Origin of the sequence: Stieleria neptunia (genome assembly GCF_007754155.1) — a bacterium.
GTDB classification, from domain to species: domain Bacteria; phylum Planctomycetota; class Planctomycetia; order Pirellulales; family Pirellulaceae; genus Stieleria; species Stieleria neptunia.
The window spans coordinates 3,161,073-3,180,784 of sequence record NZ_CP037423.1; the positions used below are offsets into that span (position 1 = coordinate 3,161,073).

The window sequence follows — 19,712 nt, forward strand, 5'->3', positions numbered from 1 at the left end:
TCCTGAATGCTGCCTTGCAGTGCCAGCTACTGATCCAGGCGGGCGAGGCGGCGGCGAAGCCGATCTCGCTCTCGACGGATGTTGTCAGCTTCACGCTCCTTTTGCCGGTGGGCCCGGATCGACTCCGGATGCGCTGTCCCCCATGCGTCAGGACGCAGCGCGGCATAGTCGCGACTGCCTGCGAGAAGCTGGTCGAGTACGTCTTCCAAGTACGCCGCCACATCCAGGTCGTTTCGTATCGCGCTGCTGACGACCGTCATCAATGTCGCCGTACGATAACCCGATGCAAGACTGCCAAGAAAAAGCCAGTTCTTGCGACCCAGTGCTACTTGCTTCATCAGCTGCTCGCATGAGTTGTTGTCGATCGGGATTTCCCCGTCTTCAAGGTGAGCCGTCAGTCCTTGCCATTGATTCAAGATGTAACTTCGCGCATCGCTGATCTTGTCACTACTCAGCACGTCCATCATCTTCATCTGGAGGTACTCGCGCATCTGGCCCCAAAGGGGAGCCGATTGCTTTTGGCGAAGTGTCAAGCGTTCTGCTGGCGACAACTCTCGAGCTTCGTCTTCGACATCATAAATCAATCGAAACAATCCAAGTAAATGCTTTGCATGCTCCGCGTGATTGTCTAGCGCAGCTTCCACCTTCCGACGCGCATGGGCCGCGCAAGCGGCATGAACGATCAATCCGTTTGATCGTATGTAAATCCCCGTGTTCGCTCCGTAGCAGTCTCCCAATAGAGTTCCCGTATACTCGCTATCGACTAAAAATTGGTCCGGCCCATCACGGTGACGACTGACCGTAAAGTCAAACACGTTGATTGGAATATGAACGCCTCGGTAGGCCCACATCTTTGCCGTGATGCTTTTGAGCCCTTTCGACTTGGCTGCTGCAAAAACTTCCGCAGCACGCCGACCCTTCGGATCGTCCTCGCGTGCTTCGGGAATGTCTTGCGGCAACAGTAAGCGGATCGACGTGTCGTCACTTCCGATGCAGCTGTCGGTGCGAACCAAGTCAGCAAGCCACTGCACGAACGGCCGGAGCACGCGTTCGGCAGCTTCTTGAAGGTTTAGTAGCGTACTGCGTGAAAGGTAAAGGCCGCACTCGGCGAACATGTCCTCTTGACGATAGATCGGCAGATGGTAGCCAAGTCGATTGGCAATGACCGAGGCAGCGAATGAGGTGTCGTAGCGATCGCCTTGAATCAGCGCCGCGGGGCGTGGGGCCTGCAAAATACCGGCGCGGGGATCCTCCGGGTGAACGTACTTGGGGAAGATCTTTCGAATGATATAGGCCGCACCCCGGGTGAAGTGTGCCGATTCGACCACGTCTTCTCCGATCCGCACCAAGCCTTCTTTTTCTTCGTCGCTTAAGTCGACAATCACTTCCTTGCGCGGCAGGCTGTCGGGAAAACGCTCTTCACGCTTGCGTCGCTTGGGCGGCTTGTTGCGTTTGCCGGCTCGATCATTTTCTTCGATCGCCTGCTTGATGCCTTCACGAGCGTCGTCGATTTCTGCTTGACTGGCGAATTCGAACTTCAGCTGGTCGTCGTCTTCAAAGCGTTCGCTCTGGCGGCCAAAGATGCGACGGATCAAAGCGTCGAGTTCGTCTTGCTTTTTGGAGAGTTGCTTTCGTAAGTCCTCGTTCTTCGATTCAAGGTCCTCTTTGGCCGCAGCGAGTGACTTGGCGTCTTGGACGAGAGACTCGTTGGTGGTAGCAAGCGATTGGTTGTTTACAGCGAGTGAATCGACTTTGTTGGTGAGTGACGCATTGGTGGCAGCAAGCGATTCATTGACGGACTCAAGCGTGCTGTTTTTCGCACGCAGGGCTTCGATTTCGCGTTGAAGTTGCTTGAGCTTGTCCATGTACAGAAGACTAAAAGCTTCTCGAAATCGCGCAATAGCAAATCACCGTCTGGGCAAGAAAAAAAGCAAGTTTTCTTCGCCGAAGAAAACTTGCTCCCAAGTGTGGTCCGTCGTCACTGCTTCCGCGGCAGCTTACGCTGCCTTGAGCCGTTTACGTCTCTTGGCATTTTCGATTGAGATTCCACCAAGCAGCATCGCCAAGTCGGCTGCGTCGAGCTTGACGCTCGCCTCGCCATCTTGCCTGATTCTTTCAAAGGTGCCTTGCTCCAGACTTTTGTACCACACCGCCATTCCATCGCGGTCCCAATAGAGTGCTTTGAGTTTGTCCTGGCGTCGATTGATAAACAGGAACAAGCTTCCGTCATTTGGCGTTTTGCCTAGCTCGTTTCGCACGATGCCAGCCAGGCCCGAGAAACTCTTTCGCATGTCGGTCGGCTTGGCGTAGAGAAAAATGCCGCCAGTGGTTGGTAGCGCGATCATTGCTGCAACTCGCTTGGTTGTGGTGCCAACCGGTCGACGATGATCATCAGGCTGTTGGCATCGCAGGAAGCAAGCTCGATCTGCGTGCCACAGGGAAAGCGGACAGTGGTGCCGCCGATTTGGGGACGCGGCTGCTCGATCTGCACGGCAAGAAACGCGTCGCTCTGATCGGCGTCGCCCTGCAGCCTTTGTCGCCATCGATAAAACGATGCGGTGGAGACTCCGTGCAAATCGCAAAATTCGGAGACCGCAAGATCGGACTGTTCGTGAAGTTGGATCAGCCGCGACCAACGTTGGCGAACGGCGGGGTCTGGCAAGCGAACCATGGAAACCTCCTGGTTACGTGAGTGAAAACCCACCAGCCTACGCCACGCGCCAAGAATGGTTTCCTCGGGCGCTTACCGTCGTACATGACCTGTTTGGTCAGCGTGTTGCCGTGCCAAAGATTCGGGCGGTCGATGCCGTGAAGCATTAAATTCGCCAGGGCGATCGAATACGCCTTGGCTCCCTTTTCACGGCCAAAGAACGTATCCAAACGCAGGGTGTCCAGATCATCTGATGTCGAAATCAGCTCGTTGTCCTTGCCGGCGAGGAACTCAAACGACTGGGCCAGGAATCCACCCGTGCCGCAACAGGGGTCGTAGATCGTTTCGCCGATCTTCGGCTGCACGACTTGGACGATCGCCCGGATGATTTCTCGCGGCGTGAAGAACTGACCGCCGTCGTTGTTGCGCTCGCCCATCTTCAGCAGCAAGCCTTCGTAGACCTGCGACAGCGTGAACACGTGCGTGTCGTCGATGTTTTCGCTCGACAGATCGTGAATCTTGTCCAGCACGTCTTGCAGATTCTTCTCGGTGTCGATCTTGGTTCGGTCGACCCCCAGCATGATTTCGGCGATGACTTTTTGACGGGCCGTCGAATGGGCCTGGTCGCCGAGCTTGTGCAAGTACGGAAGCAGCTTCTCGCTGACGAAAGCGAATAAGTCACCCATCTTGCTGCCTTCGCTGGTCAGCTCGATGCGTTTGGGACCATCCGGCGCAGCCCAATCTCGCCAACGGTAGGGCGATTCAATCGACTCCGAAAACTCTGCGCCGACCACTTCGGCGGCTTCCTCTTCGCGTTGCTCGCGTTCGTCCAGGATTCGCAAGAATAGCATCCACGTCAGTTCCGGGACGTAGTCCATCGCGCCCTCGCAACCACCCCGTCGCATAATATCACAAATCGACTTCACGACCGAGTTGACCGATTGCTGGCCTGCCAGTGCTTTGCCGTTCCCGTTCGCTTTTCCGTTAGCCTTCGCAGCCTTTTTCTTCGCCATGCTGTTGAGTGCGTCCGTATGGGTTTTAGAGTTGACCGCTAAAGGCTTGGCGGAGGATGGATGCGGGGAGGGCGTTGATGGCTGCGAGTTGTTTTCCGACTGCGACCTTTGCCGACTCAACACCATTCATTTGAACTCGAATCAATTTCGCAACTCGCGTTTGCTCATTGATCGACGGTGCGCAGACCTGAAAATCTTTCACGGTCGGAACATACACCGTCTTATGAATTGCTCCAGACGAGAGTGATCGTATGTAATCCCGTGACGCCAGCAACGTGTACATTAAAAATTCAGGATGCAGTTCGGGACCGCATATCCAATTAACAAAATCTTGACTGGTTGCCATTGGTCGATTCAGGATCGTCACATACCCGACTGATGCTGTTCTTGATAGACAAACCGTGCCCTTGGGTAGCAGTCTGGCTGAGGAATTCGCCAAACCTTCGTCGTTTGTATGCTCCAAAGTGTCATCAGCATATTGACCATCGAGCTTCCGAATATCTGGCAATGCTAGCCACGGAATATCACCGCCCCACCAATCCGGTCTCGAGCGACTGGGCGTATGCCCGCTTTCGAGCTTTGCGATCTTGTTAAGCTTGTGCCAAGTCCAACCCGTCGGCCCGGGCTTTGGGATCGGATGAATTGTCAATGGAACGATATTGGGGTTTCTCATCTATTGCGGCTCCACAAATTGACTTCAAGAAAGATCAGCAGTTGGCGTTGGAACAAAGGTCGCAACCGCGGCGATCTCAAGTGCAATCAGCCGTTGCTGCGGCTTGTCGCTTGGCCACAGAGCCACGTTAACGTGATTCGGATTCCCATCCACGGGATCGGGAACCGTTTTCAGCTTTTGCCCGACGTAGCTCGCTGCAATCACGTCGCAGCGACCCATCAGAGGCTTGCTCCGTTGCTGAGCTACATCATGGCCCGCTTGCCAAACCTCCTGTTCACTGGCGTCGAGATCACGCGTGACCGAAAGCTCATCGTAGGGATGGGGAACAAAGGCGTCGGCTTTGGGAAGCTTTGTCTCTTGGTTGACGTGGCGTTTCGTCAGAATGAATCTCGAAAGACGCTCGTTCGGGCCGACCGCAGGAACGTTATCCGGGTCCAGCATCAAGCGACCTGCCTTATCAATCGCAAGATCGTTTCGGATACTTCGCCAAAGAATGGCTCACTGCCGCACGTTCGTCCCGGGCCGGTCAACGCCGCGTAGTGCAATTCACCGTCGGCACTCAAGCTGATCGACAAACGGCGTCGCGGGCGACGCCCCCATTCCATCGTGACTTGGCCGTCGGGTTCAGCGCCCAGCGATGGCAGTGGACTGCCTAGGGGAAGCGACCGCAAGAATTGCTGGGCAAGGTTGAGAGAATCCCAGGTCACGGGCAAGGCATTGTAGCCATCCCAACCCGGCACCGAGCACTCATCCCAAACGTCGGCTAGCTCACCACGAATCAATGCTTCGACACCTAATGCGGCCGACTTTTGCAGTCCGCGTTCGCATCGGGCGAGCGAATCGCGGACGAAGTTTGCCGCGCGGCTGGTTCCGTTTTCAAATGCGAGGCTCAAGGGATTTACTCCGAAGCGGGTGGTTCTGACTTCCAAAGTCGGGCAGCGTCTGGGCGGATGCAGCTAAAAAATGTTTTATTCTTGATCCAACGCATTTCCCGAAGTTTTTGTTCCAACGTCTTTTCATCGTCCACGAACGGTTTGGTTGTAAACACGTCCACGTCGAGAATCAAACCGAACTTGTCTTCCGTTTCGGTCGACGGAGGCTGAATCGTTTGAACGACGTTCATTTCGTAGGCATAGCCCGGAATCTCAAACCGGGTCTGATAAACAAACCCGCTGATTGGTAGTCCCATCGCCCTCGGGGGAGTAGGAGGCGATTCCAAAACTTGGCCTATTTCATCCATTGTATCCAATCGGATCACGTTGATGTAGCGGACACCCAAACGCTGAACTTCCGGCGGACGGGCAATGTCTCGGTAAACGTTCCACAGCCGTAATGCTTCGTCGCGAAACTTCGCCCAATCTTCGTAGGGTGCCAGCCGGCTGACCGCCAGGCCGGTTCGTGTGAATTGAGCGATGTAGCGTTTGTCACTTGATTGAAGCTGAAAACCGTGCCAGATGTGATGCTGCTGAACCGATGCCCGGTCCGGCGATACTTCAGCTCCGACGTGCAATTCTTGCTGTTGTTTCGGGTCGGGATAATCGGGCAATCTCTGTGTTAGCTCAGAAAGCAAGGCGGCGGCTTCCAGCTTGACTTCGGGATGCGCCCGCCAGTGGATGACGGCCTCTGCAATGGGCGCACCGGGAAGGTGGTCAAAGTTTTCGTTGAAGTCGATTTTGAAAGGCGTCTGATTCATCTGATTTTAAAACTTCATCGTTCAAGCCGAGAAAAGCCTCGCCTTGGTGTCCATCAATACATCAACGGGCTTGCCGACAGCTCGCAGTGCGTCGATCGGACCTTTGGGACCAGCCGCCTTTTTGACGTCGGAAATCTCGAAAATGCTTCGGTTTTCGATGCCATCGGTGCCAGCGATCGCGAACTGGCCCACAATCGCTTCCAGTACGTCAGCGGATGTTTTGGGCAAACCCGAAAGCCAACCGGCGTGCTTGTACTGAAAAGCTTCAGCGCGTTGCGTGCGTGTTCGCGGGTCCAAACCGTAACCGATCTCAGCTAGCACGTCATAGAGGTCGTAATCTTGTTTGTGCTCGAGTTGCTGGATCAGCATTGGTGATCGACCGGCATCGGGTAGCTTGCCAAATAATTCGCGTCGATCACTGGGTAAAATCCACAAATGCCGAAAGTCGCTGATATTGGCAACTTGCACGAGCAACCGTTGGGCGAGTTGTTGCTTGTACGTCTGAATCGTGATCGGCATCTCAACGCCATCGACCTCGGCCAGGATCATGACACCAGCATCATTCACGACGACGTTAAACCCGGTGACACGTACCAGAGGCGGCGGTGGCGGGGTCGGTCCTGTGTTACCGCCGCCTGGATCGGGCGCAGGCGGTTTGGTCACGAACCTGGATCCGAACAGATCAGTGGCGTTGGTATAGTCGTACAAATGGAACATCAACTTGCCCGTCGCCGGGTCAATCCGCGTCCCACGACCTACCATTTGGTAGAAGACGATCGGCGAAGTGATGTATCGAAAGAAAACGACGTTCCGCAATGCGGGTACATCGACACCCGTGGTCAGCAAATCAACCGTGGTGGCAACGAAGTGACTGCGTGCTTGTCCCTTGAGCGATTTCAAGTCGTCCTTGCCGTGCGCCGACGTGCATTTGAAAGCGAAAGCGTCTAACGGCGGGCGTCCGTTCGCGGCGCACCATCGTGCGTACAAATTGTTCATCTCGATCGCGACGTCGTCTGCATGCGAATCGCGGGCACAGAAGATGATGGTCTTTTGTTCCGGGAACCCATTCGTGCCGGTCGCGCAAAGATAATTAAACAAGTCGGCGCACATTGCTTGTACACGATCGGGCAATAGCACCTTTTTTTCAAACGTATTCTTCTCGTACAACGCTTGCAGTTCATTGACGGTGATGGCGCGGCCGGTTCGGGCATCGGTGGGGTTGCGAGCGATAATGTCGGCAATCGTGATGCCGGTATTGTCAAGGTTGACTCTGCCTTTCTGAATCTTGCATAGCGCCAAATAGCCGTCTTCCATCCCCTGCGTAATGCTGTAGTTGTAAACCGGCTCGCCAAAGTACTTCACATTGTCAGCTGTTATTTGCATGTCGCGTTTGGCTTCGACGCTACAGTCGTCCCCGAGATCAAGTTCACGCGGAGTGGCAGTCAATCCGACTTGAACCGCGTTCGGATTGCGAGTCAGCACCGTGGACCAAGTTCCCCATGCACTGCGGTGACACTCGTCAATGATGATGTGCGTGAAGTAGTTTTCGGGGTAGTGCTTCAGCAAGAACGAGGCTTCGTCACCTTCCTGGTCCACGTCAAGCGTTTGGTAAGTTGCGACGACGACGCGAGCATTCAATTGCGGGTTACCCGTGCTGATTTCAGCCGCTTCGTTTCCGAAAACGTTCTGCAATGCAGCAAGTCCCTGTGTCCGCAACTCGTCACGGTCACAAACGAATAAGGCTCGCCCAAGTTGCCCGGCATCGGCAATCCGTTTGAGTAGCTGGACGGCGATGAAGGTTTTTCCGGATCCAGTTGCCAATGTCAGCAACGCTCGCTTGGATTGACCAGTCTTCTCTGCCTTGGCGACTTTCTCGAACACGGCGCGAATGGCTGCGTCTTGATAGTAACGCCGGACTGACTCGCCGCCGTCATAGGGCGTTAGCAGTGGCCGAGCCGCTTCAGCTTGCAGTTCGAATCCCATGCCTTTTTCGTAGCGCGCCTGGATTTCTGCGGGCGTGGGGAAATCACTTAGCGGTTTGGCGGCAGAGGTCAGTCCTGTAAAACGATCAAATTCGACGAACATGTGCCCGTTGCTGGAGAAGACAAACGGTACGTTCATCCGCTTGCAGCGCGCGTACCCCTTGGCTTGATCCAATCCGTGGCCGGGTGGCAACGATTCTGCCTTGGCTTCGATCAACGCGACGGCAACCGGCTGTGATCCGCCGGCCACGTTCAATCGCAAGGTGTAGTCGACAATTCCGCGTGATCGACGACGGGCAACGTCATTGACCAACTCGATCGCCCCCGCCGTTTCTTCACGCCGGATGAAATCCTCTGTCCACCCGCGCGCATGAATCCCCGGCGTGATGAGCTTGGCGCGAGTATCGGACTCGCCGAGCGGAGGATCGTGTAGCGGCTGGCTCATGGTGCCCAAGAATCAGAGGAACTGCAGTGAAAGGCAGTATAGCTGAGCGATGAATGGGCAATAGGTCGGCGTCATTTTTGATCTAATCTGCTCCGTTCCCTACTGCGGCAAAATGTCAAGGAAAATAGACTGATATGGGCATGCAGAGGTGTGGAATGGGCGGTTTCAAGATGAACCGCGACACCTTTCCTCGGTTGACGGGGACCTCGGCCACATATTGTTGGCCAAATTATCGCCTTGTTCAGTCTGACTTTCACTCCATTGGAACGGGGCGCCGAAATTTCGAACGTTCCCGTTCCGCGAGATTATCCAAAATTCCAATTTGCTGATGATTGAGCAGCTACGAAGAATGTGCGGACAGCATCACTCGCCTTCCCAGTCGCCGAGTTCGGCTACGATCTGTTCGATACTCGGGATGGATGATCGGAATTGTTCGGGGAGGTTTTCGGTGATTTGGTATTCGCTGACTCCGATGGGTTTGGTGAGGTCGCGGAGGGAGTACTCGACTTTGATGTCGCTTTTTGATTTGCAGATCAGGATGCCGATCGTAGGGCCGTCGGCTTCGGTGCGGACTTGGGTGTCGACCGCCGAGACGTAGAAGTTGAGTTTACCCGCGTACTCGGGCTTGAACTTTTCGACCTTCAACTCGATCACGACGTAGCAGTGCAGCCGCAGGTGGTAGAACAGCAGGTCGATGCTGTACTCGTCGCCGTCGACTGTGATTTTGTATTGGCGGCCGACAAAGGCGAAGCCGGCGCCCAGTTCGAGCAGGAACTTGGTCAGGTGCTCGATCAGGCCGTCCTCCAGTTCCCTTTCGTTGTGCTGCTCCGTCAGGGTCAGGAAGTCGAAGTTGTAGGGATCGCGGAGCAGCTGCCGGGCAAGGTCACTCTCGGGCTTGGGGAGCGTGGCCTCGAAATTGTGGATCGCTTGGCCTTCCCGCAGGTGGAGGCCGGATTCGATCTGGTGTGTCAGGACCGCCCTCGACCAGTTGTTTTCAATGGTTTTCTGGACGTAGAACAGGGCGTCGGCTGGTACCTTGAACTTGTCCAGCAGCAGGAGGTTATGTCCCCAGGGAATCAGAAAAACAAGCTGAAATGGCGTGGCTGGAAATTGTGCAGCAACTTGTTGCACAATTGCCTGATTTTGTGCAGCAGCTTGCTGCACAATTGCTTCTGCATCCTGCCAAAACGTGACCCACCTGCGCATGTAGAGCAGGTTTCGCCGCGAAAATCCCTTCACGTCCGGGAATTCCGTCCGCAGGTCTTTGCTCATCTGGTCGACAAATTTGTCGCCCCAACGGCCGGCAGCCTGCTTTTCAATGATCTGCTCGCCCAGGAACCAGTACAGCGCCAACATCTCGCGATTGACCGACACGGCCGCCTTGATCTGCGAGGCCTGCACTCGATCTTTGATCGAGACAATCCACTGTCGGTATTCGTCTGATTTGGTTAGTTCACTCATGGTCTTCCCTTCCATAGGTCCTCGCTGGTCGCTCGATCGCGATTGGGCGAATCATCGGTTTGAAGATCGCATCGTGCGCCGCCGGCGATTGACTTTCGAACGCTACTTTTTCGATTTCGCTTTTTACATCACTGGCCCTTGCCATCATTCAATATTCCCACGCCGTGGAACTCTGATCGATGCTTGGATTGTAGCCAATCCAAATCTCTTTCGGCAGAGTGCCCGGTTCCGCGACGTTTGTAAACAGCGGAGTGATGCCTGCGATGAAGATCCGTCGCAGCGTGACCACCCTGCATGACGTGGCCACAAAGAATTTGCGTTGGTGCGGTCTGTGGATAGAGTCACGTTCAAACGTTGCGTTTTTGACCCGCCCGTGGAAGGCTTGGAAGGGCCTAAGCACTGCTTAGGGGACAAGCCTATCTAAAAATTCTTCTCTGCTTGGGACTTCATCCTGGAGGTTCATCGGGTTCATCATGCTGATCGCCACACAAAGCAAGAACGTCGCAGCGACGCGGCAATACTTTGATCAAGTGCTCACGCAGGGCGATTATTACCTAGGCCAAGAAGTCAACGGACAATGGCATGGCAAGGGAGCTGACACGTTGGGACTTGGTTGTGGAACCGACGTCACCAAGCAACAGTTCGCTTCCCTACTTCAAGGAGAGCACCCGGTCACAGGGAAGTCGCTGACACAGCGAAATCGCAAAGACCGGCGGCCCGGAATGGACCTCACTTTTTCCGTTCCCAAAAGCGTTTCACTCGCCTGGGCAATCAATGGCGATGAGCGCATCGTCGCCGCCTTGCGCGAGACGGTACAGGAAACGATGGCCAAGGATGTTGAGCCGTTGATGCAACGTCGTGTTCGTCATGGCGAGCATCACAACAGCGAGCAGAAGTCGACGACGGGGGAATTGATCTATGCGGACTTTCTGCACAAGACGTCTCGCCCCGTCAACGGAAAAGCGGATCCGCACCTGCACATCCATGCCTTCGTGATCAACTGGACGCAACAGAACGGCCGCCACTACGCGGGGCAATTCGAAGAAATCGTCCGGCAGCGTCCCAGCTTGCAAGCCAAATTCGAATCCCGGCTCGCTCGACGGCTTCGTGACCAACTCGGCTATGCCGTCACTCCGACGCGGTTCGCCCAGTCCGGCAGGATCAAGGCGGGCTGGGAATTGGCGGGGCTGGAGCGGGCGACGATCGAGAAATTCAGTCAGCGAATGCAGCAGGTTGAGCAAACGGCGGCCACGCGCGGCATCCGCGACGCGGCGAAGAAAGCTGAACTGGGCAAACGAACCAGAGAAAAGAAAGACGATGGCGCCAGTGTCGAAGAGCTGCGCCGCGAATGGTGTTCACGATTGACCGAACAGGAACGTGATGGATTTGCCGTCCTGGGCCGCGGTACCGCGGGAGGCGACGATCGCGAACTGCCAGACATCGGGGCTTCGATCCAATACGCCCTCGATCACCATCTTTATCGGAATTCAGCGGTGGAACGGCATCAGATCGTGGGAACCGCCTTGGAACACGGGCTGACGTTCAGTCCCGAACAGATGGAAGCGGCGCTCGATCGATGCCCGATTCTCCAGCGGACCATCGACCGTGACGGGGCATCGAGATGTTTCATCACCACCCAGGAAGTACTGAACGCGGAAAAGCGAATGATCGATTTTGCCCGCGATGGGCGTGGCACTCGGACGGCTATCGCGGAAACCGAACACGTTTTCCAGCGCAATTGGCTGGATGTTCAACAGAAGGCAGCGGTCGATCACGTCCTTCAGTCACGCGACTCGGTGCTTGCGATTACCGGCGGGGCCGGCACGGGAAAATCATCGCTCATGCAGGAAGCGGCCGAAGCGATCGCCAAAAACAACAAGACGGTGTTCACATTCGCACCGAGCACAGGGGCCAAAGAGGTTTTGCACGAAAAAGGCTTCGCTCGGACCGAGACCGTCGAGCATCTGATCCGCAACACCAAGCTTCATCCGGAGCTTAAAGACCAGGTCGTCTGGATTGACGAGGCGGGCCTTGTCGACGTGCGATCAATGAACGCGGTGTTTGACATCGCGAAAGAGCAGAACTGCCGTGTCGTACTTTCCGGTGATACTCGCCAACACGCGTCGCCCCGACGCGGGGAGGCGATGCGATTGTTGGAGCAGGAAGCGGGGTTGAGCATCGCTCGTGTCGAAGCGATCCAAAGGCAAAAGGGCAAGTATCGACAGGCGGTCGAAACAATCAGTCGCGGTCATGAGATCGATCCGGCGACCGGCAAGTCAGGATTGCTTGCCGGTTTTGACATGCTCGACCGAATGGGCAAGATCATCGAGATCGACGCGGAAAAGAAACACGAAGTCTTGGCAACGAGCTATCTCAGCGCGATGGATCGCGGGAAATCGACGCTCGTTGTCGCTCCGACACACGCCGAGGGTGATGCCGCAACAGAACAGATTCGCGAGTCGTTGAAAGATCGCGGCAAGCTTTCGAGCGAAGAACGTGTTTTCACACAACTGAAGCCGATGAATCTGACGGAAGCGGAAAAACGCGAGACTTCCACGTACCAGGACCAGAAAGGCGCGATCGTGCAGTTTCATCAGAATGCGAAAGACGGCATCAAACGCGGCGAACGCTATCGCGTGGCGGGGGCGGCCGGAAATGAAGTGGAAGTCGTTTCGTTGACCAATGGCAAACGCAAAACGCTGCCACTCAGCACACCGGACCGATTTGAAGTCTACCGCGAGGCAAAAGTGGCCATCGCAGCGGGCGATCGCGTTCGTTTCAGCCTGAGCGGCACGACGAAGAATGGGAAATCAAGGATCAGCAACGGTCGCCTGGATGATGTGAAAGGGTTTGATGCGAAAGGCAATCTGATCCTGAAGGGCGGCCATGTCATCGACAAAGACTTTGGCCACTTGGACCTGGGTTACGTCATCACTAGCCACGCCAGCCAAGGAAAAGACCGCGACGTCGTCTTTGCCTCGATGGGCGCGGCTTCATTGCCGGTCATCAACGCAAAAACGCTCTATGTGACTGCATCGCGCGGCAGCCAAGACGTCGTGCTGTACGTCGATGACAAGGCGAGGGTCCGGCGTGCGATCGAGCGCAGCGGCGAGCAAATGTCGGCGACTGAACTGATGAAGACTCCGGCACCTAAAGTCGACAAGTCCCCTGCCCCGCAACGAACCCGCACGGCCGAACGCACACGCGGGCGATGGAGCAGTTTTGGATCGCGTCTGAGCAGATGGTGGAATTTGCGTACGTCCCGACAGCCGTCACGGCATTCGGGGCGTACGCCATCGCCGGAACGTCGACCGATCACCAACACGCCGAAACGACCGTTTCCACAACCGAGAAGGAGCATTTAGCCATGTCACGCGCATCCAGAGCTTTTGATCAACACCGCGGCGGCCCGTCGCTGCGCGCGGTAGCATCGACGCCCTCTCCCGACGACCTGACGCCGTATGCGACAGCCACACCGGGGGAGCTTCCGCCGATGATGTTCCAGCTTCGGCTGAGCGACGGCCGATGGCTGAGCTATTCCTACGGCGACGTCCGTGAAGTTGAATGCCGCGATGCGGGCCACCTTCAGATCACTGTTCTAGCGGCATCGAGAACGGTGATCACCATCGAAGGCCGTCATCTAAGAGAATTGGCCACTCTTTTCGGCCTGGCGTCGGTGCGCTGGATCCAAGAAGCGGACCCGCGATTGCCTCGGAGATCGGAAGATCAAGCCGAGGTCATCCGTATCTCAATCGAGGTGGCTGGGGCGGAATGATGGGTTTGTCCCAAATTTGGGACGAGCGGAATTCTGTGTTTTTGCACCGTTCATGTGCCGCGTCGTTGGCGTTTAACAGAGCGACGAGCGGACCGGTATCGACAAGGACGGCGGGCTTCACTGGCCGAAGCCTTCCATGTGGATCGAATTGGTGGACAGATCGCTCGGACCATCAAAACAACCGATCAGCCCCAAACGTTACGCCAACTCCAAGGCGTTTTCCTGGGGCTGTTCTGGCGTTTGCTCATCTCGTAGTCGATTGAGCAACTCTGCGATCGTCGCGCCGTCAGGCGAGACTGCCATTTCGTCCAGCAAACGCCGGACGACAAGAGCATTGTCGTTGACGTTCAAGCCATGCTCGGCAAGTTTTCGAACGATGGCATCAACAGTTTGCCTGGGCAGGTCAAGTTGCATCCGAAATCTCCTCTCGGCAATAGTTTACCACGGTTTTGGGGCCAAATTCATTTGAATTTGGCCCCGATGCCAGGTAGAGGGGGCCTATTGGCCGCCCTCCTCGATTTCATCGTCACCGTTGGCTTCCGCTCGGTCGGCAGCTTTCAACTCGGCGATGCGGGTTGCAACCTGAGGGATCAGGACGCCCAGTTTCAGATTGTCAATTTCGCTGAGCGATGACGTGTCCTTCCAGTTCCCGTCGGCGTCGGTGTAGCTGCGGACGTAGGTGACCGAGTAGCGGTCGGGTTTGCCGTCCTTGCCGGCGTTTTTCCAAATCACGCCTTTGACGCCTCCGTAGCGGATTGTGTCGGCTGGTTTGTTGATTTGTGTCTGTGTCATGGCTTTGTCCTTTCGTTGTTGGTTGACCATGGTCCGCGTTCCCGCCGCGGTAGAAAGTTCATCTGCCAAGGGTTTTCGCGTAAGCGACCGGCCGAAGACTAGCGCAGCGACGTTCTGCAGGCCGGCCCTTGCCGATGGACTTTCAATCGTGGCAGCGTGTCCAATCAGTCATCCGATGACGAAGTGGATTCGAGCCTTGCCACCAGATCAATCGCACACCCGCCGAACGAAATCAAGCTGCGATGGCGGAGACCGGGTTTGGCGATCGCCCGGCTATGGCGGCAAACTTGCCAGCTCTTGGCCGTTCGGAGTACCCGCAGCACGATTTGGCGGTGAATTGGTTTCGGACGACGTTTTTCAACCATCTAACAATTGAACGGTGATTGATCCACGGGGCTTCAGTAATCGCACCGCCAGTCGACCAATACATGCTGATGCTGAAGACGCGATGACGCTCATCGTGCCGGCCATTGTGTGGAAGGCCCTGTTCAGCGTGTCGCCACCACGATTGGGCATCTTGCCTTTGTCGCAAGGAGTTGGTTTAAAACCATACGAAACTGATGTTTCACGATGGTGGTGAATTCGGTAGCCTTTCTTTCATCAATGCGATTCAAAACCCAATGGATGAAACAATGCGAAAGGTATATGTTGCTGCTTGTATTCTGACGCTCGCGCTAGGGTGTTTTTTCGTGGCTGGTGTTCAGGCTGCAGACAAAAGCGAAGTGAAGCAACCTGTAAAACAGGATGTATTGGTCACAACGGTTTACAAGGTGTATGACCTTCCGGTGTACACACGAACGAAGGGATTTTCGTTCGATCTGTTGATGACTTTGATTCAAAAATCTGTCTCGCCGAAGGATTGGGAGGCAAAAGGAGGAAAGTCAACGATGGCACCGTACCCGCAAAACCTATCGCTGATCATTTCAACGACTTCGAACAATCACAAAAAGATTGCCAAGCTGCTTGAACGCTTCCGTGAATCGGAATGATTGGGCTCCGACGGCCAAGGGTTTTCGCGCAAGACCGGCCGATGCGGGGCGAAGCCTGTAGCTGCAGGCTAGCCCTTGTCAGCGATAGCGGCAAGGCGGGACGCTGCAGGGACAGTCAGTCAAACAAAAGGTGAACACCGTATGAGACGGTGTCCTGCTACTAACTTGCGGCATGCGGCTAGAAAAGTCCCGGCTGAGACGGTTTCTCATCCGGCTGTTGATTAGGAACCGGCGCGGCTGGTGCCGACGTTGCCACGGCAGTTTCGTTTGGCTGCTTGGCTTCCGTTGCTGCATCGTTGAACGTGGTGCCCAAAATCAGATCAGCGGCCTTTTGAGCGGCTCCTGCGGCACTGACAATCAGTCGTTTATCGCCCTTGAGCACGTCGATCCAGGACTGCAAATACGCGGCGGACTGCTCGATCGTCGGTGGGCTGATCCCGCTGGCCGCACACAAGAACGACGCCGATAGTTCGGCGATCAATTCTTCCCGCGAATAGTCGGAACTGCCAAACGGAGACAATTCGGTGTCCAGTCCACGGTCGAGACGGGTCGAGTGCCCCGTCGAATGAGACAGCTCATGGAACAGCGTTCCATAGTAAGCCTCGCGATTTTCAAATCGTTCTGGCGGGGGCATGTGAACGCAATCAGTTCGCGGCCGATAGAACGCCCGGCGGCCACCGTCGTGTTCAATCCCAGGACCACCCACAAATCCGGCCGCAATGGCGTCAGCTTGGTCGAGTGGTTCAAACGGATCCGCCTCGGTGTCGAGCGGTACTGCATCCGGCGCGTCTATGCCGTCGATCTGATCGAGATTGAAAGCGGTGTAATGTTTCAAGACCGGAACGTCGATTTCGTTGCCGGTTTCGCGATCGTTCGTTGTGTAAAGCTTCCAGAACGTGACGAGGCTGCCCTTTTCACCCTTGCGAACTTGGCCTCCGCGTTCCTTGGCCTGCTTGAACGTCATCCAGTAACTCGATGCGAATCCGCTTTCAAACGTCTGCATTGCGAGCAAGAGAACGTTGATTCCGCGGTATCGTTTGCCACTGATCAAGTTCTTCGGATAGCCATCGCCGCCGGCACCCTTGATCGGGTTTCGCCACGGGGCCGTGCCCTGCTCCAGGTACCCGATAATCTTGTCGGTCACCTCCTGATAGATGTCACGTCGTGATGGTTTGTGTTTTCTGTTTTTCGCCATGCCGACCTACCTTCCGACCGCGGCGGTCGTTTCCTGTTTCTGTGTCATCGGACTGCCCTTTCGTTTGATGTTGTTTGTCAGTTTCCTGTTTAACCATGGTTGGAAACGAAGCGTCAACGGAATTCGCGGCGCTTCGCATTTGTCGATTCCCGTGATCAATGTTCGCTCGGCAAGTACAGCGTCCAGTGTTCGCCGTCGAATCCTGCCCAAATGTCGATCGAGCTCATCGGAAAGTCGGTGAACGGAATTGTCTGAACGATGAATGCTTCATCCGGACTGTCCGCTTTCGCATACAGCGTGGCGGTGCCGTCGTCGCCGACGGTCAGGGTCCAAAAGTGCATGTATTCGATTCGGCAGTCTTTTGACGCCGCTTCGGTGAAAACTTCGGATCCGATCCAAGACGCAATTGCATCGATCAGCCAGTACGCTTCACCTTTTTCGGCCACGTATTTCACGCCCGGTGTATAGATCACCTTGCGATTGAGTGGATGCCGGTAGCGAACTAAGTCGCCGATGAATTGATTGAGTTCATGTTGAGTAAGTTTTTGCATGATCTGTTTCTCCTTCGTTTGATTGACCATGCAGCAATAACCCCACCCGCTTGCCGGTGTTGGTGCAAGGGTTTTCGCGATCTTCGCGACACGCCGAAGACAAGCGTAGCGATGCTCTGCAGGCGTGCCCTTGCGGCGTTACCGGCAGGGTGGGACGCTGCGTGGAAAGTCAATCAACGTTGTGGAGAACACGGAATCAGCGAACGGATCACGTTGACAGTCCGTCAAATGCCGTGAGATGCTCAGCAACATGGATCCAGTTGCAACCCTGAACCGAGTGCTTGAAGCGATACACGAGGGTGACCGTGATGCTGCTGCCGAAGCCGCCGCGGACCTGCGATGCTGGATTGAGCAGGGCGGGTTTCGTCCCCTATTCCGCGTCACGACCGAGGACCGAACATCGCATCTTGTGGCCGATGATCTTTCTCGCGAGTTTTGTCTCGCCGCCTGTGACCAAGCCGATGCGATGGTCGCAAATGATCAGGCATCCGAGCCGCATCCATGATGCAAATCCGACATGCAATCGAATCTTGATGAATTCGGTAGGCATCAAATCGAATCCCCCACGCCGGGACGACTGTTTTAAAGAGAAGACGCTTGGTGACGGAACTCAGGCAACACGGAAACACAGTGTTCTGTGTCGTCGTGTTTCGGTGGAAACAGATTGCCGGCAAATCGCAATTCTGTGTTGTCGTGAAATCGTGAAATCGTAGCGGCGGCTTTCTGTGTCATCACAACGTCGGTGTAAGACGACTTTTGCCTGTGGAGAGAGTCTGCCGCAGGACGTCATTCCAATCCATCCCTTGCTCCGCCGGGAAATAGTCCACGACCTCGATTGGGCAGTTTTGAATAACGTCCCGAATTTGGGACGCCAACTGACGACCACCATCATCGTGGTCAAACGCCAGCAAAACCTTGGTCGCCCCAGATGGCATGTTCTTCACAGCCGATCGAAGGCATTCGGCTTGGTGGCTGCTGAATTGGCCAGACGTGCTGAAGAAGCGTCGGTTTTCAGTCCCTTCAACGGTTGCCAGACTAAGCATATCGACCGCCGTTTCACAAACCACCATTTCACGGTCGGAAACTCGTGGCCGGGAGCAGGCGAGGCCTTTCACGCCACCGGGAGAAAACCCGGTAAACGTTGTGCCGGACGCGTTCCCGTTTTTTAGTTCGAATCCACAAAGCCCAGTCTGATTGAAGTGTGGAAAGACGGCGTTGCCCCGTGCGTCAATTCTAATCCGGTCGTGGAAAATCGGATCATTTTGAATCGCGGCACTGATTCCGCGATGTTCGGTCAAATAGGGATGGCCGATGGCACCAATAGCTTTCGCTCTCATCCATGCCGCGAGAACGCGAGATGCGTCGTGTTGCGACGGTTGCAGTTCAAATGGCAGCGGAGGGGAGGGGGCTCGCTGAACTGCAGATGAACCGTCGTAGGCACGAAGCGTTTTTCGAGCGGTCCCAAGGTTGCCTCCGTCAAGCGAAAGCACCAGGTCGATGATCGAGCCACCTTGATCATTCTTGTAGTTGAAGAAGACGTAGGTGTTCGCGGTCGTTTTGCCGATCCCGATCTTGTCTCCATTGGTATGTCGCATGACGATGCTGTTACGACTGCTGGCTTTTCGATCGATGATGAATCCGCGGCTTTCGGCGTATTGACGCAGGTCAATCCGTTTAAAGCGTTCGAGCTCCTCGCGGCGGTCTTCCATCGTTCGACCATATCTGATTTCGCTGCCGACTGGCAAGTGTTTTGGGGTTGTTATCCACGTCATGATGTTTCTCCGTATTGGCGATCTTCCGTGCATGCGGAAACACGGAAATCTGGATCGTCGTGATCACAGAGGTTCGAACCCGATCGCTTATTGAGGTTGCTAAACGAGCACATATTCGGCCTGAATATGGGCATCCCATTTGCTCTGCAGGCAAAAGACAAATCCGGTTGCAAAGACGGTGATGTGGCTCACGTCGAATGGGCACTGCTCTTGTAGCAACCGCTCTGTCTGCTCGCTCATGAAGTCGTCTGTCACGTGAATGTCGACCGACGAAATGAATTCTATTTCGCACACAAGTGATTGCATGCGATCGATCTGTTCTTGCAGCTTTGGGCTGATGTGCACCGTGAACTCATCTTCCCATTCGCAGTAGTCGCCGTAAAAAGCTTTCTCAAGTGTTATCGTCTTCGTTTCCATGGTGCTGTTCTCCTTTTGCTGATTGACCATGCAAGCGAAAACCCGCCTGGTCGCCGTCGTTGCTGCAAGGGTTTTCGCGGCACGCGACCGGCCGAAGACAAGCGAAGCGATGTTCTGCAGGCTGGCCCTTGTCAGTGTTGACGGCAAGGCGGGACGCTGCAGGAAAAGTCAATCAAGCGAAGGGTGGACCAGAGATCCAAGGAGACGATCGGATACGCAGATTGACTTTCTGGGGGCGCCAGGCCGGAGCAGGGGGCGGTTGGAAATAGAGCCGTGTTTCTGTGTTGCCGTATCGCCGTATCGC

At 55.4% G+C, this 19,712-nt stretch carries 21 protein-coding genes and 1 pseudogene; 4 read left to right on the forward strand and 18 right to left on the reverse strand.

Annotated features, from left to right (window positions below; genetic code table 11):
* Positions 1-26: 26 nt before the first annotated feature.
* The 10 genes from tnpC to Enr13x_RS11180 form a co-directional block, all read right to left on the reverse strand.
* Positions 27-1,865 (reverse strand): IS66 family transposase, encoded by a 1,839-nt coding sequence (tnpC, locus tag Enr13x_RS11135; RefSeq protein WP_145384494.1) that lies wholly within the window; start codon positions 1,863-1,865, stop codon positions 27-29.
* A gap of 132 nt (positions 1,866-1,997) precedes the next feature.
* Positions 1,998-2,345, reverse strand: a complete 348-nt coding sequence (gene tnpB / locus Enr13x_RS37870) for an IS66 family insertion sequence element accessory protein TnpB (protein WP_145389223.1) — start codon at positions 2,343-2,345, stop codon at positions 1,998-2,000.
* Positions 2,342-2,671, reverse strand: a complete 330-nt coding sequence (tnpA, locus tag Enr13x_RS11145; protein ID WP_145384496.1) for an IS66 family insertion sequence element accessory protein TnpA — start codon at positions 2,669-2,671, stop codon at positions 2,342-2,344. The genes tnpB and tnpA overlap by 4 nt, the downstream gene beginning before the upstream one ends.
* Positions 2,623-3,789 (reverse strand): class I SAM-dependent DNA methyltransferase, encoded by a 1,167-nt coding sequence (locus Enr13x_RS11150; RefSeq protein ID WP_145386122.1) that lies wholly within the window; start codon positions 3,787-3,789, stop codon positions 2,623-2,625. The genes tnpA and Enr13x_RS11150 overlap by 49 nt, the downstream gene beginning before the upstream one ends.
* Positions 3,689-4,336: a restriction endonuclease subunit S gene (locus Enr13x_RS11155; RefSeq protein WP_145386123.1), complete on the reverse strand. Its 648-nt coding sequence runs from the start codon at positions 4,334-4,336 to the stop codon at positions 3,689-3,691. Before Enr13x_RS11155 ends, Enr13x_RS11150 begins: the two co-directional genes overlap by 101 nt.
* 24 nt (positions 4,337-4,360) lie before the next feature.
* Positions 4,361-4,777, reverse strand: coding sequence for a hypothetical protein (locus Enr13x_RS11160; RefSeq protein ID WP_145386124.1), 417 nt, complete (start codon positions 4,775-4,777; stop codon positions 4,361-4,363).
* Positions 4,777-5,229: a hypothetical protein gene (locus tag Enr13x_RS11165; RefSeq protein WP_145386125.1), complete on the reverse strand. Its 453-nt coding sequence runs from the start codon at positions 5,227-5,229 to the stop codon at positions 4,777-4,779. Before Enr13x_RS11165 ends, Enr13x_RS11160 begins: the two co-directional genes overlap by 1 nt.
* Positions 5,230-5,234: 5 nt before the next feature.
* Positions 5,235-6,029, reverse strand: coding sequence for a TIGR04255 family protein (locus tag Enr13x_RS11170; protein WP_145386126.1), 795 nt, complete (start codon positions 6,027-6,029; stop codon positions 5,235-5,237).
* Between the two features lie 21 nt (positions 6,030-6,050).
* Positions 6,051-8,456 carry a DEAD/DEAH box helicase family protein gene (locus Enr13x_RS11175; RefSeq protein WP_145386127.1) on the reverse strand — a complete coding sequence of 802 codons (2,406 nt, stop codon included), beginning with the start codon at positions 8,454-8,456 and terminating at the stop codon, positions 6,051-6,053.
* Positions 8,457-8,819: 363 nt separating this feature from the next.
* A complete protein-coding gene (locus Enr13x_RS11180) occupies positions 8,820-9,857 on the reverse strand; it encodes a PDDEXK nuclease domain-containing protein (protein ID WP_231744211.1) in 1,038 nt (345 codons plus the stop codon).
* A 533-nt stretch (positions 9,858-10,390) separates the two neighbouring features.
* Here Enr13x_RS11180 and mobF point away from each other — a divergent pair.
* Positions 10,391-13,282 (forward strand): MobF family relaxase, encoded by a 2,892-nt coding sequence (gene mobF, locus Enr13x_RS11185; protein ID WP_145386129.1) that lies wholly within the window; start codon positions 10,391-10,393, stop codon positions 13,280-13,282.
* 2 nt (positions 13,283-13,284) lie between these two features.
* A complete protein-coding gene (locus Enr13x_RS11190) occupies positions 13,285-13,692 on the forward strand; it encodes a hypothetical protein (protein WP_231744212.1) in 408 nt (135 codons plus the stop codon).
* Positions 13,693-13,890: 198 nt separating this feature from the next.
* Here Enr13x_RS11190 and Enr13x_RS11195 read toward each other — a convergent pair whose 3' ends face one another.
* Together Enr13x_RS11195 and Enr13x_RS11200 are read right to left on the reverse strand one after the other, a co-directional pair.
* Positions 13,891-14,106, reverse strand: a complete 216-nt coding sequence (locus tag Enr13x_RS11195) for a hypothetical protein (protein ID WP_145386130.1) — start codon at positions 14,104-14,106, stop codon at positions 13,891-13,893.
* Between the two features lie 84 nt (positions 14,107-14,190).
* Positions 14,191-14,484, reverse strand: a complete 294-nt coding sequence (locus tag Enr13x_RS11200; protein ID WP_231744213.1) for a hypothetical protein — start codon at positions 14,482-14,484, stop codon at positions 14,191-14,193.
* 560 nt (positions 14,485-15,044) lie between these two features.
* Between Enr13x_RS11200 and Enr13x_RS11205 the strand changes: the two genes are divergently transcribed.
* On the forward strand, positions 15,045-15,473 hold the full coding sequence (locus Enr13x_RS11205) for a hypothetical protein (protein WP_145386132.1): 429 nt from the start codon (positions 15,045-15,047) through the stop codon (positions 15,471-15,473).
* Between the two features lie 178 nt (positions 15,474-15,651).
* Here the strand turns inward: Enr13x_RS11205 and Enr13x_RS11210 are convergent, their stop codons facing one another.
* From Enr13x_RS11210 to Enr13x_RS39545, 5 genes and pseudogenes are all read right to left on the reverse strand, one after another.
* Positions 15,652-16,668 (reverse strand): ArdC family protein, encoded by a 1,017-nt coding sequence (locus Enr13x_RS11210; protein WP_145386133.1) that lies wholly within the window; start codon positions 16,666-16,668, stop codon positions 15,652-15,654.
* A gap of 155 nt (positions 16,669-16,823) precedes the next feature.
* Entirely contained in the window at positions 16,824-17,219 is a 396-nt protein-coding gene (locus tag Enr13x_RS11215; protein WP_231744214.1) for a DUF6876 family protein, read from the reverse strand.
* Positions 17,220-17,589: 370 nt separating this feature from the next.
* Positions 17,590-17,769 (reverse strand): hypothetical protein, encoded by a 180-nt coding sequence (locus Enr13x_RS11220; protein WP_145386135.1) that lies wholly within the window; start codon positions 17,767-17,769, stop codon positions 17,590-17,592.
* A 181-nt stretch (positions 17,770-17,950) separates the two neighbouring features.
* Positions 17,951-18,289, reverse strand: coding sequence for a toprim domain-containing protein (locus Enr13x_RS38900; RefSeq protein WP_231744405.1), 339 nt, complete (start codon positions 18,287-18,289; stop codon positions 17,951-17,953).
* A 33-nt stretch (positions 18,290-18,322) separates the two neighbouring features.
* A pseudogene (locus Enr13x_RS39545) lies at positions 18,323-18,814 on the reverse strand (DUF3991 domain-containing protein); the annotation flags it as partial.
* On the opposite strand from Enr13x_RS39545, the gene Enr13x_RS38910 reads away from it, so the two are divergent.
* The gene (locus tag Enr13x_RS38910) at positions 18,731-19,054 is read left to right on the forward strand and encodes a hypothetical protein (RefSeq protein WP_231744488.1); all 324 of its coding nucleotides are present in this window, start codon (positions 18,731-18,733) and stop codon (positions 19,052-19,054) included. The pseudogene Enr13x_RS39545 and the gene Enr13x_RS38910 sit on opposite strands and share 84 nt — an antisense overlap.
* A 36-nt stretch (positions 19,055-19,090) precedes the next feature.
* Here Enr13x_RS38910 and Enr13x_RS11230 read toward each other — a convergent pair whose 3' ends face one another.
* Positions 19,091-19,555 (reverse strand): hypothetical protein, encoded by a 465-nt coding sequence (locus Enr13x_RS11230; protein WP_145386136.1) that lies wholly within the window; start codon positions 19,553-19,555, stop codon positions 19,091-19,093.
* Positions 19,556-19,712: the final 157 nt, after the last annotated feature.